The organism is Streptomyces brasiliensis (genome assembly GCF_014647875.1).
Classification (GTDB): domain Bacteria; phylum Actinomycetota; class Actinomycetes; order Streptomycetales; family Streptomycetaceae; genus Streptomyces; species Streptomyces brasiliensis.
Genome location: NZ_BMQA01000002.1, coordinates 159,069 through 184,461 on the forward strand (window position 1 = coordinate 159,069; position 25,393 = coordinate 184,461).

General features: G+C 73.0%; 25 protein-coding genes, 7 tRNA genes and 2 pseudogenes. 16 read left to right on the forward strand and 18 right to left on the reverse strand.

What is annotated here, in order from left to right:
- The first annotated feature begins 38 nt into the window (after nt 1–38).
- Entirely contained in the window at nt 39–764 is a 726-nt protein-coding gene (locus IEZ19_RS04325; RefSeq protein ID WP_189309639.1) for a 3'-5' exonuclease, read from the forward strand.
- A 46-nt stretch (nt 765–810) separates the two neighbouring features.
- Here IEZ19_RS04325 and IEZ19_RS04330 read toward each other — a convergent pair.
- Nucleotides 811–882 (reverse strand) — tRNA-Val (locus IEZ19_RS04330).
- Nucleotides 883–921: 39 nt separating this feature from the next.
- On the reverse strand, nt 922–1,368 hold the full coding sequence (locus tag IEZ19_RS04335; RefSeq protein WP_189309916.1) for an SRPBCC family protein: 447 nt from the start codon (nt 1,366–1,368) through the stop codon (nt 922–924).
- Nucleotides 1,369–1,480: 112 nt separating this feature from the next.
- Here IEZ19_RS04335 and IEZ19_RS04340 point away from each other — a divergent pair, with 112 nt between their 5' ends.
- Nucleotides 1,481–3,961 carry an SCO7613 C-terminal domain-containing membrane protein gene (locus tag IEZ19_RS04340; protein WP_229839947.1) on the forward strand — a complete coding sequence of 827 codons (2,481 nt, stop codon included), beginning with the start codon at nt 1,481–1,483 and terminating at the stop codon, nt 3,959–3,961.
- Between the two features lie 53 nt (nt 3,962–4,014).
- Here IEZ19_RS04340 and IEZ19_RS53385 read toward each other — a convergent pair.
- From IEZ19_RS53385 to IEZ19_RS04350, 3 genes and pseudogenes are all read right to left on the reverse strand, one after another.
- Nucleotides 4,015–4,161: pseudogene (locus tag IEZ19_RS53385) on the reverse strand (sugar ABC transporter substrate-binding protein); the annotation flags it as partial.
- An 81-nt stretch (nt 4,162–4,242) separates the two neighbouring features.
- Nucleotides 4,243–4,314: transfer RNA gene (locus tag IEZ19_RS04345), tRNA-Val, on the reverse strand.
- 78 nt (nt 4,315–4,392) lie between these two features.
- Nucleotides 4,393–4,845, reverse strand: coding sequence for a TIGR02611 family protein (locus tag IEZ19_RS04350; protein WP_189309641.1), 453 nt, complete (start codon nt 4,843–4,845; stop codon nt 4,393–4,395).
- Between the two features lie 190 nt (nt 4,846–5,035).
- On the opposite strand from IEZ19_RS04350, the gene IEZ19_RS04355 reads away from it, so the two are divergent.
- Nucleotides 5,036–5,449 carry an SsgA family sporulation/cell division regulator gene (locus IEZ19_RS04355; RefSeq protein ID WP_004002642.1) on the forward strand — a complete coding sequence of 138 codons (414 nt, stop codon included), beginning with the start codon at nt 5,036–5,038 and terminating at the stop codon, nt 5,447–5,449.
- 227 nt (nt 5,450–5,676) lie between these two features.
- On the forward strand, nt 5,677–6,237 hold the full coding sequence (locus tag IEZ19_RS04360) for a CGNR zinc finger domain-containing protein (protein ID WP_189309642.1): 561 nt from the start codon (nt 5,677–5,679) through the stop codon (nt 6,235–6,237).
- Nucleotides 6,238–6,303: 66 nt separating this feature from the next.
- Here the strand turns inward: IEZ19_RS04360 and IEZ19_RS04365 are convergent, their stop codons facing one another.
- Complete coding sequence (locus IEZ19_RS04365; RefSeq protein ID WP_167414194.1) at nt 6,304–6,456, reverse strand: hypothetical protein; 153 nt, start codon at nt 6,454–6,456, stop codon at nt 6,304–6,306.
- 201 nt (nt 6,457–6,657) lie between these two features.
- On the reverse strand, nt 6,658–7,101 hold the full coding sequence (locus IEZ19_RS04370) for a hypothetical protein (RefSeq protein WP_189309643.1): 444 nt from the start codon (nt 7,099–7,101) through the stop codon (nt 6,658–6,660).
- Nucleotides 7,102–7,323: 222 nt separating this feature from the next.
- Between IEZ19_RS04370 and IEZ19_RS04375 the strand changes: the two genes are divergently transcribed.
- Complete coding sequence (locus tag IEZ19_RS04375; protein ID WP_189309644.1) at nt 7,324–7,851, forward strand: DsbA family protein; 528 nt, start codon at nt 7,324–7,326, stop codon at nt 7,849–7,851.
- Between the two features lie 52 nt (nt 7,852–7,903).
- On the opposite strand, the gene IEZ19_RS04380 is transcribed toward IEZ19_RS04375, so the two are convergent.
- From IEZ19_RS04380 to IEZ19_RS04390, 3 genes are read right to left on the reverse strand one after another with little or no spacing between them, the layout of a single operon-like run.
- Nucleotides 7,904–8,725 carry a GNAT family N-acetyltransferase gene (locus tag IEZ19_RS04380; protein WP_189309645.1) on the reverse strand — a complete coding sequence of 274 codons (822 nt, stop codon included), beginning with the start codon at nt 8,723–8,725 and terminating at the stop codon, nt 7,904–7,906.
- A gap of 55 nt (nt 8,726–8,780) precedes the next feature.
- Complete coding sequence (locus IEZ19_RS04385) at nt 8,781–9,602, reverse strand: aminotransferase class IV (RefSeq protein WP_189309646.1); 822 nt, start codon at nt 9,600–9,602, stop codon at nt 8,781–8,783.
- A 1-nt stretch (nt 9,603) separates the two neighbouring features.
- Nucleotides 9,604–10,644 (reverse strand): chorismate-binding protein, encoded by a 1,041-nt coding sequence (locus IEZ19_RS04390; RefSeq protein WP_189309647.1) that lies wholly within the window; start codon nt 10,642–10,644, stop codon nt 9,604–9,606.
- Nucleotides 10,645–10,821: 177 nt separating this feature from the next.
- On the opposite strand from IEZ19_RS04390, the gene IEZ19_RS04395 reads away from it, so the two are divergent.
- The 5 genes from IEZ19_RS04395 (at nt 10,822) to IEZ19_RS04415 (ending at nt 11,292) form a co-directional block, all read left to right on the forward strand.
- Nucleotides 10,822–10,894, forward strand: a tRNA-Gly gene (locus tag IEZ19_RS04395).
- A 38-nt stretch (nt 10,895–10,932) separates the two neighbouring features.
- A tRNA-Cys gene (locus tag IEZ19_RS04400) sits at nt 10,933–11,006 on the forward strand.
- Nucleotide 11,007: 1 nt separating this feature from the next.
- Nucleotides 11,008–11,079: transfer RNA gene (locus IEZ19_RS04405), tRNA-Val, on the forward strand.
- Nucleotides 11,080–11,114: 35 nt separating this feature from the next.
- A tRNA-Val gene (locus tag IEZ19_RS04410) sits at nt 11,115–11,186 on the forward strand.
- 34 nt (nt 11,187–11,220) lie between these two features.
- Nucleotides 11,221–11,292, forward strand: a tRNA-Val gene (locus tag IEZ19_RS04415).
- A 55-nt stretch (nt 11,293–11,347) separates the two neighbouring features.
- On the opposite strand, the gene IEZ19_RS04420 is transcribed toward IEZ19_RS04415, so the two are convergent.
- The 4 genes from IEZ19_RS04420 to IEZ19_RS04435 form a co-directional block, all read right to left on the reverse strand.
- On the reverse strand, nt 11,348–11,635 hold the full coding sequence (locus IEZ19_RS04420) for a TFIIB-type zinc ribbon-containing protein (protein WP_189309648.1): 288 nt from the start codon (nt 11,633–11,635) through the stop codon (nt 11,348–11,350).
- A gap of 80 nt (nt 11,636–11,715) precedes the next feature.
- Nucleotides 11,716–12,702, reverse strand: coding sequence for a phosphotransferase (locus IEZ19_RS04425; protein ID WP_229839949.1), 987 nt, complete (start codon nt 12,700–12,702; stop codon nt 11,716–11,718).
- Between the two features lie 463 nt (nt 12,703–13,165).
- Complete coding sequence (locus tag IEZ19_RS04430) at nt 13,166–13,363, reverse strand: hypothetical protein (RefSeq protein WP_189309650.1); 198 nt, start codon at nt 13,361–13,363, stop codon at nt 13,166–13,168.
- 196 nt (nt 13,364–13,559) lie between these two features.
- Nucleotides 13,560–13,835: a DUF8836 family protein gene (locus IEZ19_RS04435; RefSeq protein WP_189309651.1), complete on the reverse strand. Its 276-nt coding sequence runs from the start codon at nt 13,833–13,835 to the stop codon at nt 13,560–13,562.
- A 196-nt stretch (nt 13,836–14,031) separates the two neighbouring features.
- Between IEZ19_RS04435 and IEZ19_RS04440 the strand changes: the two genes are divergently transcribed.
- The 6 genes and pseudogenes from IEZ19_RS04440 to IEZ19_RS04465 all read left to right on the forward strand — a co-directional run bounded on the left by IEZ19_RS04440 (nt 14,032) and on the right by IEZ19_RS04465 (nt 17,505).
- Nucleotides 14,032–15,375 (forward strand): serine/threonine-protein kinase, encoded by a 1,344-nt coding sequence (locus IEZ19_RS04440; protein WP_189309652.1) that lies wholly within the window; start codon nt 14,032–14,034, stop codon nt 15,373–15,375.
- 64 nt (nt 15,376–15,439) lie between these two features.
- Nucleotides 15,440–15,853 (forward strand): helix-turn-helix domain-containing protein, encoded by a 414-nt coding sequence (locus tag IEZ19_RS04445; protein ID WP_308428929.1) that lies wholly within the window; start codon nt 15,440–15,442, stop codon nt 15,851–15,853.
- 10 nt (nt 15,854–15,863) lie between these two features.
- A pseudogene (locus tag IEZ19_RS04450) lies at nt 15,864–16,223 on the forward strand (VOC family protein); the annotation flags it as partial.
- 54 nt (nt 16,224–16,277) lie between these two features.
- Complete coding sequence (locus IEZ19_RS04455) at nt 16,278–16,574, forward strand: ArsR/SmtB family transcription factor (protein ID WP_268248614.1); 297 nt, start codon at nt 16,278–16,280, stop codon at nt 16,572–16,574.
- The gene (locus tag IEZ19_RS04460; protein ID WP_189309654.1) at nt 16,571–17,053 is read left to right on the forward strand and encodes an SRPBCC family protein; all 483 of its coding nucleotides are present in this window, start codon (nt 16,571–16,573) and stop codon (nt 17,051–17,053) included. The genes IEZ19_RS04455 and IEZ19_RS04460 overlap by 4 nt, the downstream gene beginning before the upstream one ends.
- Nucleotides 17,053–17,505: an SRPBCC family protein gene (locus IEZ19_RS04465; protein ID WP_189309655.1), complete on the forward strand. Its 453-nt coding sequence runs from the start codon at nt 17,053–17,055 to the stop codon at nt 17,503–17,505. The genes IEZ19_RS04460 and IEZ19_RS04465 overlap by 1 nt, the downstream gene beginning before the upstream one ends.
- Before the next feature lie 63 nt (nt 17,506–17,568).
- Here IEZ19_RS04465 and IEZ19_RS04470 read toward each other — a convergent pair whose 3' ends face one another.
- The 4 genes from IEZ19_RS04470 to cbiE all read right to left on the reverse strand — a co-directional run bounded on the left by IEZ19_RS04470 (nt 17,569) and on the right by cbiE (nt 25,340).
- Complete coding sequence (locus tag IEZ19_RS04470; RefSeq protein WP_189309656.1) at nt 17,569–18,387, reverse strand: TrmH family RNA methyltransferase; 819 nt, start codon at nt 18,385–18,387, stop codon at nt 17,569–17,571.
- Between the two features lie 64 nt (nt 18,388–18,451).
- On the reverse strand, nt 18,452–19,696 hold the full coding sequence (cobA, locus tag IEZ19_RS04475) for a uroporphyrinogen-III C-methyltransferase (RefSeq protein ID WP_189309657.1): 1,245 nt from the start codon (nt 19,694–19,696) through the stop codon (nt 18,452–18,454).
- Nucleotides 19,697–19,913: 217 nt separating this feature from the next.
- The gene (gene cobT, locus IEZ19_RS04480) at nt 19,914–23,780 is read right to left on the reverse strand and encodes a nicotinate-nucleotide--dimethylbenzimidazole phosphoribosyltransferase (RefSeq protein WP_189309658.1); all 3,867 of its coding nucleotides are present in this window, start codon (nt 23,778–23,780) and stop codon (nt 19,914–19,916) included.
- A 348-nt stretch (nt 23,781–24,128) separates the two neighbouring features.
- A complete protein-coding gene (cbiE, locus tag IEZ19_RS04485) occupies nt 24,129–25,340 on the reverse strand; it encodes a precorrin-6y C5,15-methyltransferase (decarboxylating) subunit CbiE (protein ID WP_189309659.1) in 1,212 nt (403 codons plus the stop codon).
- Nucleotides 25,341–25,393 lie beyond the last annotated feature (53 nt).

Below are 25,393 nucleotides of genomic sequence, written 5' to 3' on the forward strand. Positions count from 1 at the left end.
ACGTCAGCTGCCGTGGGTGAACAAGGAGTTGTGTAGGCATGACGTGCTGGTACGAAGGGCCCCTGGCCGCCTTCGACACGGAGACCACGGGTGTGGACGTCGAGACCGACCGGATCGTGTCGGCCGCCGTCGTCGTCCAGGACGCCCCGGGCACCCGGCCCCGGGTGTCCCGCTGGCTGGTGAACCCGGGCGTGCCGGTGCCGGAGGCGGCGACGGCGGTGCACGGGCTGACGGAGGAACACCTGCAGCGCAACGGCCGCTGGCCGGCGCCGGTGATGTACGAGATAGCCGAGGAACTGGCCGAGCACGCGGCCATGCACCGGCCGCTCGTGGTGATGAACGCTCCCTTCGATCTGACGCTCCTGGACCGCGAGTTGCGCCGCCACCGCGCGTCGTCGCTCGACCGCTGGTTCGAGACGGCACCGCTGCACGTGCTGGATCCGCGGGTCCTGGACAAGCATCTGGACCGCTACCGCAAGGGCCGGCGCACACTGACCGACCTGTGCGCGCACTACGGCGTCACGCTGGACGGCGCGCACGACGCGGCGGCGGACGCACTGGCCGCGCTCGACGTCGTGCGGGCCCTGGGACGGCGGTTCGCGACCCGGCTCGAGCGGCTGACCCCGGCCGAGCTGCACACGCTCCAGGCGACATGGCACGCGGCCCAGGCGCGCGGCCTGCAGGCGTGGTTCGCGCGCAGCGGCTCGGAGGAAGCCGTGAACCAGGACTGGCCCCTGCGCCCGGACCTGCCGGCCGCGGCATGAGCAGCACAAAAAAGCCGGTCCGCCAACGCGGACCGGCTTTCCCCGGTGGGCGATACTGGGTTCGAACCAGTGACCTCTTCGGTGTGAACGAAGCGCTCTCCCACTGAGCTAATCGCCCGGGAACGCACTGAACAATACAGGGACCGGCGGGTTTCGTTCAAACCGCTTCGAGGTGGGCGCACAGCCCCCGCCTCCCGGCCCGCATCATCAGCCGGTGGTTGACGCGGAAGACGGGGCGTCCGAGTACGGCGAATCTCCTGAGCATCGGCTTGTGCACGTCCACGACCTGGTCGTACCGGGCGAGGGTGCCGGCCCCGTCGGCGGTGAGCGTCCAGCGCGCCCAGCCGTCGAGGTCGCCGGACATCGCGATCTCCAGGACCCCGGTGGCCGGGTCGCGGCGCGCCTCGCGTGCGGTGACGGTGATGTCGTACGGCAGGAGGGAGCGCATCGTGAGGACGCCGGTGGAGTCGTTCAGCCGGGTCACCAAACGCACCTGGGGCCACCAGCGCGGGTAGTCCTCGACGCGCTCGAGCACCGCGTACACCTCCGCGAGCGGCGCGGGCACGGACCACAGAGTGCGGAAGCGGTAGTGGTTCCAGTCCATGTCCGGAGTGTGCCCCCAGCCGCTCGCACCCAGCGCCTCCTGCGGGAATCCGAGCAAGTTCTGAGTACGCGTACTCATGGCGTGCGGCGTGACCCGCGCCACACTCCCAGCCATGACGTACTTTCCGCCCCCGGCCGAGGAGCTGCGGTTCCTGGACGCCGAGCTGCGCCAACTGGACGCCCGGCGCGCCCAGTTGCTCGCGCGCCGGGCCTGGCTGGTCACGGCCCTGCAGTCGGCCGCGCACGGTCCCGAGCCCGCCTTCGCCCCGCGCCCGGAGGCGTCCGCCCCGCGCGTGCAGAACGTGCTGCTCCTGCTGGGCGGCGTACTGCTGACCATCGCGGCAACGGCGTTCACGCTGGTCAGCTGGGGGCACCTGGGGATCGCCGGGCGGGCGGCGGTGCTGGGCACCGTGACGCTGGCGACGCTCGTGGCGCCGCTGCCGCTGCTGCACCGCGGGCTGCGCTCGACCGCCGAGGCGGTGGCCGGGCTGGGGCTCGCCCTCACGGTCCTCGACGCCTACGCCCTGCACGAGGCGGCCCTCACGAGCACGGACGGCACGGCGTACGCGGCCGTCGCGACGACCGCGCTCGCCGCTCTGTGGGCGGCCTACGGCACCACGCTCGGCACCCTGCGCCTGCCCCGCCCGGCCGCGCTGGTCGCCGCCCAACTTCCGCTGCCGCTCGGGGCGATCGCGGCGGACGCGGGTGCGTACGGCAGCACGGCCGCGCTCCTGGTGACGGCGGCGGCCGACGCGGCCGTGGCACTGCTCACGACCGCCCCGACCCTGCGCTCCGTACGGATCGCCGCCACGATCGGCGCGTACGGCCTGGGCGGCTGGGGTGTCCTGGCAGCCACGTGGCTGTCCTGGACGGCCCCCGGCCCGAGCGCCGCCGCCCGTGCGGCGGCGCTCCTGACGTTCGCGTCGGCGATCACCCTGACGGCGGCTTGGCGCATCCCGACGCCGCCACTCGCGGGACCGACGGACGCACCCACCGAGGCGGACCCGGTTCGGGCCACCGCCGACTCGGCGATACCGGGCACCACCCCTCCGGGCTTCCACGCTCGGACGCCCGCCCCCGCCATCCCGATGTTCCGCCCCGCTTCCCTGGTCACCGCCAACGCGCTCCTCGCCGGTCTGCTTCTCCTCGCCGCCGTCGGTGGTGTACTGCGGGTGACGGTGCCCGACGGGTGGGCCATGGTCGGCGAACTGCTCTGTGCCATCGGCCTGTTGGCGGGCATCCGGGGGCGGATGCCCGAGCGGGTGCGGTTCGGCCTCGGGTGGGCCGGTGTCGGCGTGCAGGCATTCGCGCTGCTCTGGGCGCTCCCGTTGGCCGCCGTCGTCGTACTCGGCCCCTTCGGGCTGCCTGCCCACCCCTGGTCGGGCGCGCCGGTGGATGCGCGGGCCGCGGTGACCGCCGGCACTCCGTGGCCGCCGGACGCCGGGCCGGGTCTGGTGGTGTTCATGGTCGCCGCCGCGGCCCTGGCCCTGCTGGTCCGCGAGCCGGTGTGGCGGCCGAGGGCCCTGACGGGCTCGGCGGTCCTGGTCTGGGCGGCGGTGCTCGCCGTGCCCGCGACCCTCCAGCTCCCCTACACGGTGGACCTGTTGGTGACCGGCCTGCTGACCGCGGCGGCACTCCTCGCCCCGCTCCGCCCGCCCACCGGCGTGCTCCTCGCCCTGGTCACCTCCGGCGACCTGGCCCTCCTCGCCCTGGCCGACCGGACCGCGACGCTGACCGTACTGTCCGCCCTCACCGTGCTGTTCGCGGTGGCGTCGGCCCGCCCCCGTCTCGCTCCCGTCACGGCGCCGGCCGCCCTCGTGTACGCGACCGCGCTGGCCTGCGCCACGGGCGCGGCCGCCGGCTGGCAGCCGCAGTACACGGCCCTGCTGGTCCTGGCCGTCCCGGCGGCCGCGACACTGCTCGCGCCCCGCTTCGACCGCCAGGCCCGGCTCGGCACCGAGGTGACGGGCGCCGCCGCCGGACTCGTCTCCCTCGCGCTCGCCGTCACCGACGCGCCGCTGCTGGCCGTGGTGCTGGCCCTGCTCGGGGTGATCGCCGCCGCGACGGCGGTACGTCCGGACCGCCGCCCCCTCGGCCTCGTGGCTGCCGCCCTGTTCGTCCTGGCGGCCTGGGTCAGGCTGGCGGCGTGGGACGTCGGCACTCCGGAGGCGTACACCCTGCCGGTGACCGTCCCCGCGCTGCTGGTGGGCGCGTGGCGCAGGCACCGTGATCCGTCGGCCCGGTCCTGGACGGCCTACGGACCCGGTCTGGCCGCGACGCTCGTGCCCAGCCTCGTCGCGGTGTGGCACGACGAGGGCCGGCCGCGACCGCTGCTCCTGGGCGGGGCGGCGCTGGCCGTGACCCTGCTGGGTGCCCGCCACCGTCTCCGGGCCCCGCTCGTCCTCGGCGGCTCCGTGCTGGTGCTGGACGCGCTGCACGAGCTGGCGCCGTATCTGGTGCAGGTCGCCGACGCGCTCCCCCGCTGGGTGCCACCGGCACTCGCCGGGCTGCTGCTCCTCGCCGTGGGGGCGACGTACGAACAGCGCATCCGGGACATGCGGCGGGTGCGGGAGGTGCTGGGGAGGATGAACTAGTCCATCAGGGCGGCGTCCTGATGGAGAGAAGGCCCCGGGTGGCACCGGCACAAAAAGTGATCCCCGCTCAGATTTCCTGCCGCACATGGCATTTGAGGTGGGCGAGAACACCTCTCTTGTCGTATTTCCGAAGAAATCCGACGGAATTCCGAAAAGCGTCCGGGGGATTTCCACGCGGCCCCGTTCCGGAACTTCTCCCAGCGCACCCGCTTAACGGATCCACCCCTCCGCACACGACAACGGCCCGCCTGCACGAATGCAGGCGGGCCGCCATGTCCGGGTGGGCGATACTGGGTTCGAACCAGTGACCTCTTCGGTGTGAACGAAGCGCTCTCCCACTGAGCTAATCGCCCGGGCGCAGGAAGAAGATTACCCCATGTCAGGGGGTGCCTCCGACCACGGCGGGGCGGTGCCCGCGCGTGCCGGACGGCTCACTGGTCCTTGATCTTCCAGGGCATCACGACGCCGAACTTCCACACGTAGATCCCGCCCAGGACCGCCGCGATCACCAGGCCGATCACCGTCAACGTGATGTTGCGGCGGCGCACCTTGGGGTCGAGTGCCCGCTGGGCCGCCTCGGTGACCTTGCGCTTGGTCCAGCGGAGCACGAGCTGCGCCCAGACGAACTCGGTCGCCCAGATCGCCAGGCCGCCGAAGATCACGATCCAGCCCGGTCCGGGCAGGGGCAGCATGACGATGCCGACGGCCACCACCACGAGGCCGACCACGAAGACGCCGACCTGCCAGCTGAGGTGCAGGGCGCGTCGCGCCCTGATGAAGGCGGGAGCCCTCGATCCGAGCCCCTGTTCGTCCAGCGCCTCGCGCCCCTCCGTCTCGTCCCGTGCCACGGCGACCTCGCCCGGCTCGTTACTCCCCGTATTCATACGACCAAACCCTACCCGGTGAAACCGGTCACCGGAATGGTCGTACCTCGCGTACCGGATCTCGGCCGGAAGAGTGTCGTAAAGACACGCAAAACACTCAGAGGGGTTTACAACGGCACCGTAGGTGGCATGTCGATTTCGCCGACGTGCGAATCCCCGAGCGCACACTGAGCGAAAGGCCCTGGCGCTTATGAACACCACGGTCAGCTGCGAGCTGCACCTGCGCCTCGTTGTGTCGAGCGAGTCCTCCCTGCCTGTCCCCGCAGGCCTGCGGTACGACACGGCCGACCCCTACGCCGTGCACGCCACCTTCCACACCGGAGCCGAGGAGACCGTCGAGTGGGTGTTCGCCCGCGACCTCCTCGCCGAGGGGCTTCACCGGCCCACCGGCACCGGCGACGTGCGCGTCTGGCCGTCCCGTAGTCATGGTCAGGGCGTCGTGTGCATCGCCCTGAGCTCCCCTGAGGGCGAGGCCCTGCTCGAAGCCCCGGCGCGGGCCCTGGAGTCCTTCCTGAAGCGAACCGACGCCGCCGTGCCGCCCGGCACGGAGCATCGGCACTTCGACCTGGATCAGGAGCTCTCGCACATCCTGGCGGAAAGCTAGGTCGCCCCCGAAGCCGCCCGGCGCCGTCCACTCGGGGAGACGGCTCGGGCCTAGACAACCGCATAGGGCATCGCCGACGCCGTCGCCGTGACCAGTCACGGAGGCGGCGTCGGCGTGCGCACGGCCGGGAACCGGTGGGCTCGCATACGCGTTCCACGGGCAGGCAGCCACTACCATCGGCCACCATCGGCGGGCGCCCGCCCGACCCCCAGGCCAGGGAGCGAAACGTGCTGATCACCCACGACACCCGGTGCGCGCTCGACACTGTGGTGGATCTGGTGAACACCGTGCCGGAGGACGAGGCGGCGGCGGACGGGCTGCCCGATGTCGCGACGCTCGAAAATTTCGTACGAATGCACAAAATCAGCGATGTCGGATTGCTCTCCGAGTTCGATCTGTCCGCCGTGCGCAAGATCCGCGGGCGGTTCGCCGGGATCTTCGCGGCCCCGGACGCCCGGTCCGCCGCCGGGATGATCAATGACCTGGTGGCCGCGGCAGGGACGACACCCCGGCTCACGGACCACGACGGCTACGACTGGCATGTGCACTACTTCGCGCCCGGCGCCTCAGTGGCCGACCACCTCGCCGCCGACTGCGGGATGGCGCTGGCGTTCTTCGTCGTCGCCGGCGAGCAGGAGCGGCTGCGACGCTGTGAGGCGCCCGACTGCCGGCGCGCTTTCGTCGACCTCTCCCGCAACCGTTCGCGGCGCTACTGCGACAGCAGGACCTGTGGGAACCGGCTGCATGTGGCCGCGTACCGGGCCAGGCGCAAGGAAGCGACGGGCTGATCGCCCGGCGGGCTCCTCGATGCCGACGTCAGCCCGGCGGGTGGCGCCGGGACTGACGTGTACGGCTCACAGCAACAGCAGATCGTGCAGCGCAGCCATGAGGAGCAGACACCCGATCACCGCCAGGAAGATCATCAGCGGTGGCTGGGAAAGGGCGAAGAGGCACCCGCGCGGCTCGTCCTCCGGCGGCGCGGCCTCGCTCTGTGTCGTGTCCAGCATCTCGCGGCGATGATGACCCAGCGGGTACCCAGCGCGCGATCAACACGCCCGGAATAGGCGGGAGTTCGTCGAATTCCGTGATGTCCGGTTCGGTTCCGACCGGGCCCCGCACGCATCCGCCCGCCGCCAGGTCGCTCTGTGTCGTTCCAGTGCGTCATGCGACCGGCTCGGGGCGCGCGTCCGGCGACGCCCCAGGTGGGGTCATATGCCGTGCTTCTTGAGGATGGCCTCGATGTCGCTGAAGTCGTCCGCGGAGTTCGCACGGGGCGCCGCCGCGGGCCGGGTGGCGGGACGGGTCGCCGGTCCCAGAGAGGGCGCCGAAGCCGTGGGCGCCACGCCGTCGCGCTGCTGCGCGCTCCGGGCCGCCTTGCGTTCGGCGCGGGTGCCTCCGCGGCGGCGTTCGACGGCGCGTGTGGTCGCGAACAGGGCCCACGCCACGCCGAGCACGCCGAAGCCCGCCCAGGCCGCGGGGCTGAACGCGGTGTCGGCCAGCCAGCCGACGACACCCGTCATCACCAGGCCGACCGGGACGAGCGAGTAGGCGGCGATGCGCGCCGCCGCCAGGAACCGCTTGCGGTAGGCCGTGACCGCCGCGATGCCGAGGCCGGCCGCGGACACGGCGGAACAGACTGTCTCGGCGATCATCCGGTCCTCCAGGCGGGCTCGGGCAGGCGGAACGCGCTGCTGCGCTTCGTCCCCTCCATCGTGCACCGCCGCCTCCCCGCTGTGCCATGGGCCGGGCGGACATCAGGGACATCTCCGGGTCGCCTCCTCCCCAGGTGCCGGTCACCGGCGTACGCCGCGGGCGCGCCTCTGCGCCGTACGGTGAATTGGGTCGCGGCCCCCCGGCCTGGAAGACTGGGGTCCATGAACGACTCCTCCCCCGTACCCGCCGACGCTCCCGCTCCCGTCCTGGACGTGTGGTGCGAGCTGCAGTGCCCGGACTGCCGCAGCGCCCTGGACGACCTCCGCGCCCTGCGGGCCCGCTACGGCGACCGGCTGGAGCTGCGGCTGCGGCACTTCCCGCTGGAGAAGCACAAGCACGCGTTCGCCGCGGCGCAGGCCGCCGAGGAGGCGCTGGAGCAGGGGCAGGGCTGGGCCTACGTGGAGGCCGTCCTCGGGCGCGTCGAGGAGCTGGACCGTGCGGGAGAACCCTTCCTGGTCGAGGTCGCCCGTGAACTCGGCCTGGACGCCGAGGAGTTCGACACCGCGTTGATCGACGGGCGGCACATCCTGATCGTCGACGCCGATCAGGCCGAGGGCAAGGCGATCGGCGTGACCGGCACCCCGACCTACGTCATCGGCGGCGAACGCCTCGACGGTGGCAAGAGCCAGGAAGGCCTCCGCCGGCGCATCGAGGAGATCACCGACCGACTGCTCGCCGAGCAGGGCTGACCACGGCGCACGTGCGGGGCGGGGAGCGCGTGTTCGCCCGATGCCGACGGCCTCAGAGCAGGTTCTTGTACATGGCGTACGCGACCGGGGTGTAGCCCAGCGACTCGTAGAGCCGTTCGGCCGGGGTGTTGCCCGCGAAGACGTTGAGGCCGATCGTGTCCTTGCCCGCGGTCACCGCCTGGGCCTCCGCGAGGAGCATCAGGGAGCGGCCGTGCCCCCGGCCGCGGAAGCGTTCGTCGGCCTCGACGTCGTAGACGTACGCCTTGTCGCTCAGGGCCACCCACAGGGTGCCGACCGGGGTGCCCTCGTGTTCCAGGACGCTCAGGAGCATGTTCCCCGTGGCCAGGCCCTGGGGCAGAAGCGTGGCGTGGTCCCGCTCGGACTTCTTCCGGGCCTCGGCCTCGGGCACGCCCCGGTCGATCCAGCTCTGCGCGTAGCCCGCCAGGCTGTCGGCGTGCCACGTCGCGTACTCCGCCTCGGTCATGGGCCTGCCCCGGCTGCCCTCGGGAAGTGCGGGCGCCGTGCCGCCGAGGCGTTTCTCCATGCCGCGGTTGCGGTGGACGTAGCCGAGGGACGTGGCCAGACGCAGGGCCGCCTCGGCCTCAGCGGGCACCAGGGCCTCGATGCGGGTGCAGCCCCAGCCGCGTGCCACCTCCTCGGCGGCAAGGGCGGCGACTGCGCCCCGGCCCCGCCCGCGGTCCGGTTCCTCGATGCGCAGATCGCGGATCGAGGCGACGGCGGGGCCGAAGACGGGGTGGGTCGTGAGGTGGACCGCGCCGACGGGGCGGCTGTTCACGCACACTTGGTAGTGGCGCGACAGCCCTCCGTCGGCGGCACGCTGGAGCGGCTCGGTCGGCCGCAGGGTCGTGGTCATCAGGGGTGTTCTACCCGCCGTGGGTGACCCGCGTCAGCCCGATTTTCCGCGCGGCTCAGGGGTCGAGGTCGTCCCCGGACCGCTCGTCGAAGATCCGCATCGCCTTGGCGGTCACCGGGCCCGGGGCACCGGGGAGTTCACGGTCGTCGACGCGGTGCACGGCCTGGACGTCGCGCAGGGTCGACGTCAGGAAGATCTCGTCGGCCCGCTCGAGGACGTCCAGCGGCAGGTCGGTCTCCTTGGCGCCGGTCCACTCGACGGTCAGTTCGCGGGTGATGCCCGCCAGACAGCCGGAGGCGACCGGCGGGGTGTGGATCTCGCCGTCGACAACGACGAAGACGTTCGAGCCGGTGCCCTCGCAGAGCTGTCCGACCGAGTTGGCGAACAGCGCCTCGGAGGCGCCGTGTTGGGCGGCGCGGGCAAGGGCGACGACGTTCTCGGCGTACGACGTGGTCTTCAGGCCGGTGAGCGCGCCGCGCTCGTTGCGGACCCACGGGACGGTGATCACGGCGGTGGAGTCGGGGCGGCGGCCGGCCTCGCCGAGGGCGACCACCAGGGTCGGGCCGTGGGCGCCACGCTCGGAGCCGAGGGGGCTGTGGCCGCCGGTGTACGTGATGCGCAGCCGGCCCAGCGGCATGGGGTTGGCCTCGACGACGGCGGCGCAGGCGCGGCGCACCTCGTCGTGGTCCGGGTCGGGCAGCCCGAGGCCGCGCGCCGAGCGCGTCAGCCGGTCCAGGTGGCGGGTGAGCGCGAACGGCTTCCCGTTCGTCGCCTTCACCGTCTCGAAGATGCCGTCGCCCACGGTCAGCCCGTGGTCGAACACCGAGACGCGGGCGGACTCGATGTCCCTCAGCCCACCGTCGAGCCAGATCTTCACCTCAGGATTCCTCCCCACTCGCCCAGTACGCCCCCGACGCTACCGCGAGCAGCCGGGACGCCTTCAGCTCGGTCTCCCGCCACTCCCCCTCGGGATCGGATCCCCAGGTGATGCCGGCGCCGGTGCCGAAGCGCAGGACGTCCTCCGCACGGTCGATCCAGAAGGTGCGGATGCCCACGGCGAGCTCGGCCGTGCCCCGGTCCGCGTCGACCCAGCCGATGCCGCCGCAGTACGGGCCGCGGGGCACCGTCTCCAGCGCCTCGATGATCCTCAGGGCACTGGACTTGGGCGCGCCGGTGACCGAGCCGGGCGGGAAGGCGGCGGTGAGGAGCTCCGGCCAGCCGGCGTCGTCGCGCAGGTCGCCGCGGACCGTGGACACGAGGTGCACCAGGCCCGGGTGCTTCTCCACGGCGCACAGGTCGGGCACGGTCACGCTGCCGGTGGCGCAGACCCGGCCGATGTCGTTGCGGACCAGGTCCACGATCATCACGTTCTCGGCGTAGTCCTTCTCGAGCAGGTCCGCCTCGGTGCGTCCGGTGCCCTTGATCGGTCCGGACTCGACGGTACGGCCGTCGCGGCGCAGGAAGAGCTCGGGGGACGCGGTGGCGATCTCGACGCCGTGGCCGGGCAGCCGGATCGTTCCTGCGTACGGCGCCGGGTTGCCGCGTGCCAGCAGGGCGGTCAGGGCGTCCACGTCGGCGTCCGCGTCGACGGGCGCGGCGAGCACGCGGCAGAGGTTGGCCTGGTAGACCTCGCCTTCCGCGATGTGCTCGCGGATCCGGCGTACGGCCGCGGTGTACGCGGCGCGGTCGAGGGACGACGTCCAGCCGTCCGCCGCCGGGCCCTGCCACCGACCCGGCACCGGCGCGGGCACCGGCTCCTCGCGCACGTCCGCGAAGCGGGCGCAGGTCAGCCTGCCCTCGAAGTCCGCGCAGACGGCCCAGAAACCCGTGGAGTCCAGGGCGGCGGGATCGCTGGTGACGTCGAGCAGGCCGGTGGCGACGCGGTCGCCGAAGCGGGCGAGCGGAGGGAGGTGGAGCACGCCGTCGAGTCTAGGGTGGGTGTCGTCGGGGTGGCTCCGATGTGTCCCGCGGGTGCCCTGACCACGTCGTCCGGTGGGCGCAGCGCAGCACGCTGCGTAAACGCGTTTTTGTGCTGGCCCGGGAATCCGCTAGAGTTCAACACGTCGCCGGGACGCGGGAGCGGACCGGAAAGACAGGCGGACGTAGCTCAGTTGGTAGAGCGCAACCTTGCCAAGGTTGAGGTCGCGAGTTCGAGCCTCGTCGTCCGCTCGAAGGAAGTGGGGGTTCTCGCGATCCCCTACACTCCTGGTGGAGTGGCCGAGAGGCGAGGCAACGGCCTGCAAAGCCGTCTACACGGGTTCAAATCCCGTCTCCACCTCCAAGGACGATTAGCTCAGCGGGAGAGCGCTTCCCTGACACGGAAGAGGTCACTGGTTCAATCCCAGTATCGTCCACTGGTCCGCAAGGATCTTGATCCGTAAGGATCCCCGCGCGATTAGCTCAGCGGGAGAGCGCTTCCCTGACACGGAAGAGGTCACTGGTTCAATCCCAGTATCGCGCACGCACGGACTGTGACCGTCAGGTCACGGACCCGCGGACGATTAGCTCAGCGGGAGAGCGCTTCCCTGACACGGAAGAGGTCACTGGTTCAATCCCAGTATCGTCCACACACCGAAGCCCCCGGCCCTGCGGCCGGGGGCTTCTTCGTGGGCGAGGGTCGGATCAGCTGGAGAACAGCATGTGGCCGAAGCTCTTGTGGTGGTGGCCGCCGTAGTGACCACCGTGGTGGCCGCCGTGCGGGGCGCCCCAGGCGGGGGCGGAGGGAGCCGGGTACGCCTGCGGGGCGGGCGGGGGCGGCGGGGCGGGCTGGGACCACTGGGACTCCAGGCGGGTCAGCGCCTCCAGCTCCCCGTAGTCCAGGAAGATGCCGCGACAGCCGCTGCACTGCTCGATCTGGACGCCGTTGCGGTTGTAGGTGTGCATCGGCGCATGGCACTTCGGACACTGCATGGTCGGCTCAACTCCTCGCCGGTTGGTCCTGCTTCGTGTTTCCCCAGGACAGACTCCGTCCGGCCCCGGTCGGTTGCACCCTACTTCGGGAATCCGTTCGTCAACTCCGGCGATGCCGAACTCATTCGGGCACAGGCGTCGACCAGGGCCTGCTCGACCTCGTCGAGCGGGCGGTCCGCGGCGAGGGCCTTGACGAGGGCGAGGGCGGCGGTCTGCACGGTGAGGGCGCGGGCCGGGATGTCCAGGGCGGGCCAGGGGTCGCCTGTGCGGGGTACGGCCGGGCCCTCGGCGGTGCGGTAGGCCTCCAGGAAGCGCGCCCATTCGTCGGGCGGGAGGAGGCCGCAGGCGTACCAGGCGGCGGGGCGGGCGAGGTCCCAGGCCGGTACGCCCGGGCCGAGGTCGTCGACGTCTATGAGGCGCCAGGGTCCGTGGGGAGCCGGGTGCCGGACGAGCTGACCGAGGTGGAGGTCGCCGTGGCAGAGGGTCGTGGGACCGCCGGTCGTGGAGCCGCCGGTCATGGGGGCTTCGGCGCGGGCCCAGGCGGGGAGGGCGCACCAAGCGGCGAGGACGGGGGGTGCGGCGGGCGTGCACGTCGTGTCGAGGGCGGCTCTGAGGCGGGCGATCGCCCTGGCGGCTTTACGCGGGCCGCGCATCGGGGGCAGCAGGAAGCGGGACGTTGTGGGGAGCGGGGTTCGGTGGAGATGGGCGAGGAGGGTTGCGGCGGCTTCCCAGGGGGCGGCGTCGGGGTCGTCAGGGTTCACGGGGATGCCGTACGGCCAGAACGTCACGAGCCGGTCTTCGAGAGCGGCGGGGATTGTGGCGAGCGGGGCCAGGAGGATGTCCGGGAGGCGGGCCGCCGTGGTGAGGCGGAGGGTCAGCTCGGTGGGGTCGGTTCCCGGGGCGTGGGCCTTCGCGACGGTGTTCGTGTGGCGGACGACGGTGGCGTCGGGGCGGTGGGTGAGGGTCTGGGTGGCGGGGGCGGGGCAGGCGCAGGTGGCTCCGGTGGGGTGGGCGGTGGCTGTGACTTTCGCGGTGAGGCGGTGGAGTACGGCTGCGTCTGCGGGCACGGGGGTCCTGGGTGGGTGCGGGGTGTTTTTTGGCGAGGGTACGGGGTTGAGGGGAGCCGGGGTCATGTGCGGGCCGGGCTGGTGCGGTGGGGGTACGTTTCCGGCGTTGGTCAGGTGCGCGGGGTTGACCTGTGGGGGTGGGGGCTCTTGCCCGCGCCCGCGGAGTGCCGCTGCGCCCACCCGTGCCGCCCTGCGGCACGACTGCCCGCAGCCACGGCAAGCGCGTCAGCCGCTGCCGGGCGGGCGCCCCCGCAGCCACGGCAGGCACGCCGGCCGCTGCCCGGGCGGGCCCCCCTGCAGCACGACTGCCCCAGCTACGGCAGTGCAGCGTTCGGGAAAAGCAATGCCGGCGCAGCTCCCCAGCTGCGCCGGCATTTGTGCCGTCCGCCGCACCCCCGTCCCCACGGGGTTTCATGGGTGGATGTCCCCGCCCGGACCGCTCTTCCGGGCCTGGGGTCGCCGCTCAGCGCCCCAGCATCACGCCCACGGACGACGCCTGTGTGGCCACCGTCTCCCAGCCGTCGAAGACGAGCAGGAGCAGGGCCGCCAGGGGAAGGGCCATGAGCGTCGCCACCAGGGGGTGGCGGCGGCCCGTGCGGCGGGTGCGGAGCGCGGTGCGTTCCCGCGTGCGGATCAGTGTCCGCGGTGCCGTGTGGGCCATGGTCCCTCTCCCGACCGTCTGTGTTGTCTCGGCAGCGGCGGGTGTCTGACCTCGGGGGACGAGTGCTGCACCCGCCGCTTGACCTCAAATCTAGGCTCGCGGGGCCTGGCGGACGTCATGCCCTCGTACCGAATCGCGGGCCTCCCGGAGGATGAGCCGTCACCCGCGGAGTACTCCCCTGGGTGGAGACCGGGTCCTAGGTCTCGGGGTCTTCCCTGAGGGGCCGCCCGGTGTGTCCGGGCTTTTCCGAGCTGTCCTCGCGGGGCACCGGCTGCTCGACCAGGGCCAGCACCCGGTTCGCCATGAAGCGTGCCGTACGTACCACCGACCCGTTGCGGGTGACTTCGCTCACTTCCACCACCCCTCGGCGCACTGCCGTCTCCACCCGGCGGCCCGCCCTGCTGGCCACCACCTCGTACGTCCGCGTCGTGTCCCCCGCGTCCACGACTATCTCCACACGGTCACCCTTCACGCGCTCAATCCCCCTTCTTCGACGGGCGGTTGGAGTCGCAACACGGTCAAGGCCGCTGTGCGGCGCGGCTTCCTGACCACCCTTCAATTCTCCCACCCGGCACTGACAATCGATCGGCGCGAGAGGGCGCGGCCTCTGCGCGCGGGCGGCCGCGGAAACGTAAGCTGTGCGACGTCACACGGACCGGTCAGCGGGGATGAACATGGCGATGATGCGCCTGAGGCGCGAGGACCCGCGTGTCGTCGGCTCGTTCAGGCTTCACAGACGGCTCGGCGCGGGTGGGATGGGCGTCGTCTATCTGGGCTCGGACAAGAAGGGGCAGCGCGTCGCGCTGAAGGTGATCCGGCCCGATCTGGCGGAGGACCAGGAGTTCCGGTCGCGGTTCGCGCGTGAGGTCTCGGCGGCCCGGCGGATCAGGGGCGGGTGCACGGCCCGGCTCGTGGCGGCCGATCTGGACGCCGAACGACCGTGGTTCGCCACCCAGTACGTGCCCGGGCCCTCGCTGCACGACAAGGTCGCCGACGAGGGGCCGCTCGGTGCCGCCGACGCGGCCGCGGTCGGTGCCGCCCTCTCCGAGGGACTGGTGGCCGTGCACGAGGCGGGCGTCGTGCACCGGGACCTGAAGCCGTCCAACATCCTGCTGTCCCCGAAGGGGCCGCGGATCATCGACTTCGGCATCGCCTGGGCGACCGGTGCCTCCACGCTCACCCATGTCGGCACGGCGGTGGGCTCCCCCGGCTTCCTCGCGCCCGAGCAGGTACGCGGCGCCGCCGTCACGCCGGCCACGGACGTCTTCTCGCTCGGCGCGACTCTCGCGTACGCGTCGACCGGTGACTCGCCCTTCGGGCACGGCAGTTCGGAGGTGATGCTGTACCGCGTGGTGCACGAGGAGCCGCAGCTGCACGGCGTACCGGACGCGCTCGCCCCGCTGGTCCGCGCCTGTCTGGCCAAGGACCCGGAGGAGCGACCCAGCACGCTCCAACTGTCGCTCAGGCTCAAGGAGATCGCGGCCCGCGAGGCACACGGCCTGGCCGACGTACGGCCGCCCGCGCCGCGCACCGGCGAGGCCGACCGGCCGACCGGGCGGCTCAGCGAGACGTACCCGGAGCAGCAGCGCGCCCAGCGGCGCCCGCAGCCCACGCCGGGCACGCCCGTGCCCCGCAGTGGCGGCGCGGCACGGGGTGGTACGCCGGCGCGCGGCGGCAGCGCGGCACGGAACGGCGCGAGTGTCCCGCCACGGCCCGGCGGTGCGCGGCCGACGCCGGCGGGGCGCAGCACCACGCGCTCCAGCAGCGGGAGCCGTCCCGCGCCGCGCAGCGGTGCCGGGCGGCCGGGTCCGCGCACCACGGGGACGGGACGGCGGCCCGCCAATCCGCGGCTGCTGCGGCAGCGGCTGTTCGTGTTCGTGGTGGTGACCCTGCTGGTCGCCGTCGGCATCGCCCTCGCCCAGGGCTGCCAGGGGCCGGCGCGCGGGCTGGGCGGTGCGGGCGGGCCGACACACCATCACGCACCCGCGGTGCCGCCGGACACCGGACTGTAGCGGTCGCGGCCGTCCGTGGTGTGATGGCCCGGTGAGCCGCGCCGTCGAGGAGACCAATCGCCGTATGCTGCGCGCCCGGGACGCGATGGACCGGGCCTACGCGCAGCCGCTGGACGTGCCGGCGCTGGCGCGGATCGCCCATGTGTCCCCGGCGCACTTCGCGCGCACCTTCCGGGCCACGTTCGGCGAGACGCCGCACCGCTATCTGCAGCGGCGCCGGGTGGAGCGCGCGATGTTCCTGCTGCGGGAGACCGGTCGCAGCGTCACCGACATCTGCTTCGAGGTCGGCTTCGGCAGCCCGGGGACGTTCAGCCGTACGTTCCGCGACATCGTCGGCCGGTCGCCGCGGGAATACCGCAGGGCGGCGACGGCAGCGGCCGTACCACTGTGCTTCGTGAAGGCGTGGACGCGGCCGGGAGCCGGCCCGCCCGGTGATCCGAGCAGTTCTGGACAAGTTTTCGTGCGGGCCCGCCCGTAGCGTGGGGCACATGTTCACAGCCATCACGCACTCACAGATCTATGTCCTCGACCAGGACGAGGCCGTCGACTTCTACGTCGGCAAGCTGGGCCTGGAGGTGGCCGCCGACGTCGACCTGGGCTTCATGCGCTGGCTCACCGTCAGCGTCCCGGGGCACCCCGAGCGTCAGATCCTGCTGGAGAAGCCCGGTCCGCCCGCGATGTCCGAGGAGACCGCCGAGCAGGTCCGCGAGCTGGTCACCAAGGGGGCGACGGGCGGCTCGCTCATCTTCAGCACGGACGACTGCCGCAAGACGTACGAGACGCTGCGCGGCCTGGGCGTCGAGTTCACCGAGGAACCCACCGAACGCGACTACGGCATCGACGTCGGGCCGGACGGGCGCGCGTCGGCCAGGCCGTCGGGGACGGCTCCAACGGGCGACGCCCTGGGGGCGCTGGGGGATCCCACCCGGCGCGCGATCATCGCATGCCTGGCCGAGCGGCCACGCGCGGTGGGCGAGCTCGCCGACGCGCTGCCGGTCAGCAGGCCGGCGGTGTCGCAGCACCTGAAAGTGCTGAAGAGTGCGGGACTGGTGACCGACCACGCGGCCGGCACCCGCCGGATCTATCGGCTCGACCCGGTGGGTGTGGCCGCGCTGCGCGATCAGCTCGACACGTTCTGGAGCCGAGCTCTGGAGGGTTACCAGGAAGCCGCCGAACAACCGGGCGAGGAGAATCCATGACTCAGGCAGAGACCGCGGTGGTCCGCCGGCAGATCGTCGTCGAGGCACCGATCGAGCGGGCCTTCACCGTGTTCACCGAGCGCTTCGGCGACTTCAAGCCGCCGGAGCACAATCTGCTCGGCGTGGCGATCGCCGAGACCGTGTTCGAACCCAAGGTCGGCGGCCACATCTATGACCGCGGCACCGACGGCAGCGAGTGCCGATGGGCACGCGTCCTGGCGTACGAGCCGCCGGACCGCGTGGTCTTCAGCTGGGACATCGGCCCGCAGTGGCAGCTCGAGGCCGACCCGGAGAACGCCAGCGAGGTGGAGATCCGGTTCGTCGCGGAGGGCCCCGGGCGCACCCGGGTGGAACTGGAGCACCGCAACATCGACCGGCACGGCCCCGGCTGGCAGGCCACCGCCGAGGGCGTCGGCGGCGACGCCGGCTGGCCGCTGTACCTGTCGCGGTACGCCGCCCTGATCACAAAGAGCGCGTGATGGCCGGGATCCTTGCGAGCACCGAGGTGGACCGGCCGGCATCGGAGGTCTACGCCTACGCCACCGACCCGAACCACTTCGCCGAATGGCAACAGGGCATCGTGGAGGGCCACTTGGACACCGAGGACACCCCGACCGTGGGCACACGATGCATCACCACGCGGCGCATCGGCTTCGCCGACCGGCTGGTCGTCTCGGAGCTCACGCACATCGATCCGCCCAGGACGTGGGGGGTTCAGGGCGTCGACGGACCGATCCGGGCTCGCGTCGATGTCACCGTCGACGCCCTCACCGCCACCCGGTCCCGGCTCACCATCGCCGTCGACTTCGAGGGCCACGGCATCGGCAGGGTCCTCGTCCCGCTGGCCGTGCGCCCCCAGGCGCGGAAGGAGATGCCGGCCAACCTGGCCCGGCTCAAGCGCCGCGTCGAGGCCGTGAACGGCGGGGGCTGAGGCGCCGGTTCGGGGAACCGAGAGGCGGCCCGACCTTGCGGGTCCGCCTCTCGGCCTGCGGCTCTAGTCCTCGGGTCGGCCCGTCGCCACCGCGTAGAAGGCGACCGCGGCCGCCGCACCCACGTTGAGCGAGTCGACGCCGTGGGACATGGGGATGCGGACCCATTCGTCGGCGGCGACCAGGGCCTGTGTGGACAGGCCGTCGCCCTCGGCGCCGAGCATCAGGGCCACCCGGTCCATCCGGTGCGGGGCGGCCGCGTCGAGGGTCTTCGCCTTCTCGTCGGGGGTGAGCGCGAGGAGTGTGAAACCGGCCCCGCGGACGGACTCCAGCCCCTTGGGCCAGGTGTCCAGGCGGGCGTACGGCACGGAGAAGACCGCGCCCATGGAGACCTTGACGCTGCGGCGGTACAGGGGGTCGGCGCAGTCCGGGGAGAGCAGGACCGCGTCCATGCCGAGGGCGGCGGCCGAGCGGAAGATCGCGCCGATGTTGGTGTGGTCGTTGACCGACTCCATGACCACCACCCGGCGGGCGGAGCGCAGCAGCTCGGCTGCCGTGGGCAGCGGCTTGCGCTGCATGGAGGCGAGGGCGCCGCGGTGCACGTGGTAGCCGGTGACCTTTTCGGCGAGTTCCGGGCTCACCGCGTAGACGGGGGCCGGGAGTTCGTCGATGACGTCGCGCATGACGTCGACCCACTTCGCCGACAGCAGCATCGAACGCATCTCGTAGCCCGCGTCCTTGGCCCGTCTGATGACCTTCTCGCCCTCCGCGATGAACAGCCCCTCGGCCGGTTCGCGCTTGCGGCGCAGTTCGACGTCGGTCAGGCCCGTGTAGTCGCGCAGGCGGGGGTCGTCGGGGTCCTCGACGGTGATGAGATCGGCCACAGGGTGATACTGCCTTGCTCTGGGTGTGGTGCCAACGGCTCGGAGCGGGTTGTGTTACCCGCGGTTACTCGGAGGGGGTCGGAGCGGTCCGCGGGCCCACGGCCACGACCTCTCCGACGACGATGACCGCCGGGGGCTTCACGTCCTCGGCGCGTGCCGTCTCGGCGACCGTCGCGAGGGTCGCGTCGACGCGTCGCTGGGCGGCCGTCGTGCCCTCCTGGACCAGGGCGACCGGGGTGTCCGGGGACTTCCCGTGGGCGACGAGGGTCTCCGCGATCTTCCCGATCTTGTCCACGCCCATCAGGATCACGAGGGTGCCGGTCAGCTTCGCCAGGGACGGCCAGTCGACCAGGGAGCGCTCGTCGTCGGGGGCGACATGGCCGCTGACGACCGTGAACTCGTGGGCGACGCCGCGGTGGGTGACCGGGATGCCGGCCGCACCGGGCACCGAGATCGAGCTGGAGATCCCGGGGACTACCGTGCAGGGGATCCCGGCCTCCGCGAGCGCCTGGACCTCCTCCATGCCCCGGCCGAAGACGAAGGGGTCGCCGCCCTTGAGCCGTACGACCGACCTGCCCTTCTCGGCGTGCTCGATGAGGGCTTTGTTGATGGCCTCCTGGGCCATGTAGCGGCCGTACGGGATCTTCGCCGCGTCGATCACCTCGACGTGCGGCGGGAGTTCGGCGAGCAGGTCGCGCGGGCCGAGGCGGTCGGCGATGACGACGTCGGCCTCGGCGAGCAGACGGCGGCCGCGGACCGTGATGAGGTCCGGGTCGCCCGGGCCGCCACCGACGAGGGCGACGCCGGGGGTGCGGGTGCGGTGGTGGGGTGCCACGAGCGTGCCGTCGCGCAGGCCCTCGACCACGGCGTCGCGGATGGCGGCGGTGTGACGGGGGTCCCGGCCGCGCGCGTCGGTGGCGAGGACGGCGACGGTGACGCCCTCGCTGTGGCCGGTCGCGGGGGTCCAGGCGGTGGCCGCGTCGGCGTCGTCGGAGCGCACGCACCAGACGCGGGTGCGCTCGGCCTCGGCGGAGGCGGTGGTGTTGGCCTCGTGGTCGCTGGTGGCGATCAGGGCGTACCAGGCGTCGGTGAGGTCGCCTTCTTCGTACGGCCGCCTTTCCCAGGTGATCTCGCCCGCGTCCGCCATGGCCTCGACGGAGGGGGTTGCCGCCGGGGACACGAGGGTGATCCGCGCACCCGCCGCGATCAGGGCCGGAAGGCGGCGTTGGGCGACCTGGCCGCCGCCGAGGACGACCACGCGGCGGCCGGACAGGCGGAGGCCTACGGGGTAGGCGGGGTGCTCGGCCATGAGGTGCGGCTCCATCTATTGCTGGTGCGGTTGCCCTGACGTGCGATTTTAGAGGGCGACGGGGGTGGACGGCGCGGGTGGTCCAGTCACTGGCACCGTCGCCGTGTGCACGACTGTGGGTGGTTGTGCCCACCCGTTCCGCCCCAGGTGAACGACTGCCCACGACCACCGGCCCGTTGAACAGAACCCGGAACGGTCCTCCCGAAGCGCCCGTCCCCTACTTCTCCGTGACCCCCGCCGAATCGAACGTCGCCACCTCGTGCATGGCCCGTGCCGTGCTCTGGACCAGGGGCAGGGCCAGCAGGGCGCCCGTGCCTTCGCCGAGGCGGAGGTCGAGGTCGACCAGGGGGCGCAGGCCCAGTTTGTTGAGGGCTGCCACGTGACCCGGTTCGGCGCTGCGGTGGCCCGCGATGCATGCCGCGAGGACCTCCGGGGCGATCGCGCGGGCCACCAGGGCCGCGGCTCCGGCGCTGACGCCGTCCAGGATCACCGGCGTACGCAGGGACGCGCCGCCGAGGAGCAGGCCGACCATCGCCGCGTGCTCGAAGCCGCCGACCGCGGCGAGGACGCCGATCGGGTCGGCCGGGTCGGGCTGGTGGAGTTCCAGGGCGCGGCGCACGACCTCGGTCTTGCGGGCCAGGGTCTCGTCGTTAATGCCGGTGCCGCGGCCGGTGACCTCGGCCGGGTCCGCGCCCGTGAACACCGAGATGAGCGCGGCGGACGCCGTCGTGTTGGCGATGCCCATCTCGCCGGTGAGCAGTGCCTTGTTGCCGGCCGCCACCAGGTCGCGGGCCGTCTCGATGCCGACCTCGATGGCCTGCTTGACCTCCTCGCGGGTCATCGCGGGACCGGTCGTCATGTCGGACGTGCCCGCGCGGACCTTGCGGGGCAGCAGGCCGGGGGTGGCCGGGAGGTCGGTGGCCACGCCCACGTCGACGACGCAGACCTCGGCGCCCACCTGGGCCGCGAACGCGTTGCAGACCGCTCCCCCGCCGAGGAAGTTGGCCACCATCTGCGCGGTGACCTCCTGCGGCCAGGGGGTGACGCCCTGGGCGTGCACGCCGTGGTCGCCCGCGAAGATCGCGACGGCCGCGGGCTCCGGGATCGGCGGCGGGCACTGCCGGGACAGGCCGGACAGCTGGGCGGAGATGATCTCCAGCATGCCGAGCGCACCCGCAGGCTTCGTCATGCGCTTCTGCCGCTCCCAGGCCTCGCCGAGCGCCTTTGCGTCCAGCGGGCGGATTCCGGCGACGGTCTCGGCGAGCAGGTCGTGCGGGTTCTCGCCGGGCAGCGCGCGGCGGCCGTACGTCTCCTCGTGCACGACCCAGGACAGCGGGCGGCGCTTGGACCAGCCCGCCTGCATCAGCTCGGGCTCGTCCGGGAACTCGTCGACGTAGCCCACGCACAGGTACGCCACGACCTCGAGGTGCTCGGGCAGGCCGAGGGCGCGGACCATCTCGCGCTCGTCGAAGAAGCTGACCCAGCCGACGCCGAGGCCCTCGGCGCGGGCGGCGAGCCAGAGGTTCTCGACGGCGAGCGCGGACGAATACGGCGCCATCTGGGGCTGGGTGTGCCGGCCCAGCGTATGACGGCCGCCGCGCGTCGAGTCGGCGGTGACGACGATGTTCACCGGGGTGTCGAGGATGGCCTCGATCTTCAGTTCCTTGAACTGCTTGGCCCGGCCCTTGGGCAGCGACTTGGCGTACGCATCGCGCTGGCGCATGGCCAGTTCGTGCATCGTGCGGCGGGTCTCGGCGGACCGGATGACCACGAAGTCCCAGGGCTGCGAGTGGCCCACGGACGGCGCGGTGTGCGCCGCCTCGAGGACGCGGAGCAGCACCTCGTGCGGGATCGGGTCGCTGCGGAAGCCGTTGCGGATGTCGCGGCGCTCGCGCATGACCTTGAGGACGGCCTCACGCTCGGCGTCTTCGTAACCGGGCGCGGCCGGGCCGGTGGACCGCCGTGCCTCCGCCGGCGTGGCGGTGCCCTCTTCCTGGTCCGCCGCCCGGGTCTCCAGATCCTCCGCGTGCTGTACGGCGTCGGAGTCCGGCGCGACGTCCGGCGCGGCAGCGGGCTCGGCCTCCCGGGGCGCGGGAACCGTGGCGACGGGCTCCTCCGCTCCCGCGGGCGTCTCCTGAGCCTCGCCCTGCTCCTGCGTCGGGAGGATCAGCGGCTGCGGCGGGGTGGGGGCCAGGTGCGGGGTCGTCGGCACCTGCCCCTCGACCGGCACGAACTCGCCCAGCGGCTGGTCCGGTTGAGGCTCGAGGGGGACGCTGCTCGGCAGGGTGTTCTGGTCGGCGGCCGGCTGGTCGGCCGACGGTGCCGCGGGAGCGGAGCCGGCTTCCGGGGTGGCTGCCGCGGGTACGGGCTGCCGGGTGTGCGGCTCGGTGCCCGCGACACCGGGCTGGGACGCGTCCGCCTCCGGGGCGCCACCCTCGAGGCGCCCGACGCCCGCTTCGCTCGCGGAAGTCACAGGGCCCAGCGCGATGGGGCCGGAGGCGTGTGGCAGAGCCTCGGCGGGCTGCTGCGTCTGGGGACCCTGGGCCTGTGCGGCGTGGTCCGCCTCGGCGGGCTGCGGTGCGACGGGTGCGGGCGTGCCGTCGGCGGGCGTCGCCGGCCCGGCCTGTACGGCGTCTGGGGCGGGCGGGACGGGCGCGCCCCCCGGCATCGGGATCGCGGCCTGGGAGTCGGTGGCGGCGGCCTGCTGCACGGGTGCGTCGGTGTCCGGGGCGGGTGCCTCCGGCTGGACCGGGCCGGCCTGGGTGGCGTGCGCGACCTGCTGGACGTGGGCCGCGGCGTCCGGCTGCGCCTGCCCCCCGTGGGAAGCATGCGCGTCGGGCTGGACCTGACCCCCCTGAGAAGCATGCGCGTCCGGTCCGGCCTGACCGTCGTGCAAGGCGTGCGCGCTCTGCTGAATCCGGACCGAGGCGTCGGGGCCGGCCGCCTGACCGCCCTGCGGGGCGTTCGCCTCCTGCTGGGCCGCGGGGTCCGAGCCCGGTACGCCCTCCGGCGCCTGCGCGGACTCCGGGAACCGCGAGACCTCGGGAGCCGGAGTGTCCGGCGCGCCCTCGAGGCCGGCGACGGCCTTCGCGTCCGGCACTCCCCCGGGTCCTGTGTTCGGCGCGAGCTGGTCCGGTGCGACCGGCAGGCCGTGCGCCGGCGTCCCTGCGACGGCCGCGTGCCCCGTCACCGGGCCCCCCGTCGGGCCGTGCGTCCCCTCGGGGACCTGTACGGCCCTGGGAACCTGCCCGCTCTCCGGACCGTACGCGCCCTCGGCACCCGGGCCGCCCGGCGCCGGGTACACCCCGTCGTGGCCGTGCGCCATGTGGACGCCGCTCTGCGCCTGCGCCCCGGCCGAGGGCTCCGGCGCGGGGAGGGTCGACTCGGCCACCAGGCCGACGGGAACCGCGTCGCTCGCCAGGGCCGCGTCCGGCGGCACGTGGCTCACCGCTGGCTGGGCGGCGACCGAGGGGGCGACACCCGGATTGCCCGGAACAACCGTTTCCGCAGCCGGCTCCTGTGCGCCGACCTGGGCCACGGGCGGCTGTGCGCCCCAGGGCGTCGCGTTCTGCGGGGCGAGGTCGCGCAGCGGCTGGACGTCGAGGTACTCGGGGCCGGTGGTGGGCGGGCCCGGCTGCCGTACCGGCGTGCCCGCGGGGCCGCGGTCGGCGAGGGAGCGGACCGGGCTGGCGGAGGCGTCGGGGATCGGCGGGCCGAGGTGCAGCGGGCGGCGCGGGGTGTGGCCCGCCGAATGGTCGTGCGGGACCGAGAGGATGGGGGACGGCGGGACCGAGACCGGTGCCGGGTCGGGCAGCCGTACACCATTGAGGTCCACGGAGCCGCTGTCCCGGCCGGCCGTCTCGTGCGGGCCCGGCTGGTGGACAGGCTCGACCGCGGGTTCTGGTGCGGGCGGGGGCACTTCGTTGCCCCACGCGCCCTGGGCGCCCGGCATCAGCAGCTCGTCGTCCTCGGTGGCGGCGTCGGAGAGGTAGGTGTACGCACCGTGCGCGGGGACGCCCGGCTGTTCCACCATGCCTGCGCTCTCCGGCAGTCCCTCGCCCGGGACCTGGCCGGTGTCGGTCATGCGTACCCCTCGCCCATCGGTTTCGTGCTTCTACGACCAGCTCACCCGGAACGGCGCACCGACCGCCCCGCAGTGAAGAACGAGCGTGCGTGCTCAGCGGCACGAACGACCCGCCGGAAAAGGCGACAAAGCCATTCAGTGGCATTGTCCCGGCCGTTCCACCGTCGCGACAGCGTGATCCGCGACAGCCCGCTGTGGGCTGCGCCACGTTGCGCGCACCCTCCGGTTCTGCCGTACCACACCCACCCCAAAAGGGGCGCGTTTTCCGGACATTGACGAACGAAATTCCGGGCCACTCGGTGCGGTACAACGATCGGCCAGCCTACCGCGAGCGGTACGACAACAGGATCACGGGGCGCGATCGGGCAGCACCGCACTCAGCAGGAACGCGATGTTCCGTTCGGTCTCCGTCCAGGCCCTGGTGTCCAGTTCGACGGATTGGAGAAGGGCGCATTCGACCCGGTATCCGTGCTCCGTCAGGTCTCGGCCGATGAGTTCGGCGGCGTCGCGTGTCGCGGCGTGCGTGACGATGCGCTGCGGCCGGCGGTCGGCCACCGCGAGAACGACGGCCGCTCCCCCGCCGCCGACGCGCACGACGTCCGGTTCGGGCAGGTTCTCCAGGACGTGCGGTGCGGTGCCGTGGACGATCTGGAGCTGGACGCCGAAGCCACGGGCGGCCGACTCGGTGCGAGCGCACGCGTAGGGGTCCCGGTCCACGGCGATGACGGCGGCACCGGCGCGTGCGGCCTCCGTGGCGAACGCGCCGCCGCCGCAGCCGATGTCCCACACCAGGTCACCGACGCGCGGTCCCAGGCGGGCGAGTTGGGCCGCCCGGAGCAGCCCGGTCTCCCCTTCGCCGAGTCCGCCGCCGTACGCCTCGTCGGGCTGCACCCAGCCGCGCGGACCGGCCCCCGGGTCGCGCCCGGCGATCCAGCCACCGTCCTCGGCCGAGCCCACCGGGCCGCCGATGACGATGACGACGTTGGGATCGCGCCAGGTGTGGTCGGCGGCCTTGTCGGAGGTGACGACGGTGACCTGTTCGCGCTCGGTGCCCAGTTCCTCGCAGATGACGAAGGTGCGGTGCACACCGTCGAGGAGCAGACCGAGTTCGGCGGGACCGGCGCCGGGCGAGGTGAGGACCGCGACCTTGGTGTGGGCGCGGCACACGTTCACCGCGCGTCGCAGGGTGCGCCGGTGTGCGACGACCACCTGTGCGTCGTCCCAGGGCATGCCGGCACGGGCGAAGGCGGCGGCCACGGAGGAGACGGCGGGGACGACTTCGACCTCGAGCCCGAACTCGGGTGCGCGCAGGGTCCGTACGACTCCGAAGAAGCCGGGGTCGCCGTCGGCGAGCACGACCGCGGTGCCGCGGTGGGCGGCGATGCGACGGGCGGCCAGGGCGACACTGCCGAGGCGGATGCGCTCGGCGGTGTGCGGGACCTCGGGGAGCGCGAGGTGGTGGGCCGCGCCCGCGACGAGGGTGGCGGCGCCCAGGGCGGCGCGGGCCGCGGCGGTCAGGGGCGAGCCGTCCCAGCCGATCACCGTGACGCGGTCGGCCATCGTCGTCAGTCTCCAGGGTTTGCGCAGGTCGTAGGGTGCGGGCTCCGTGAGGG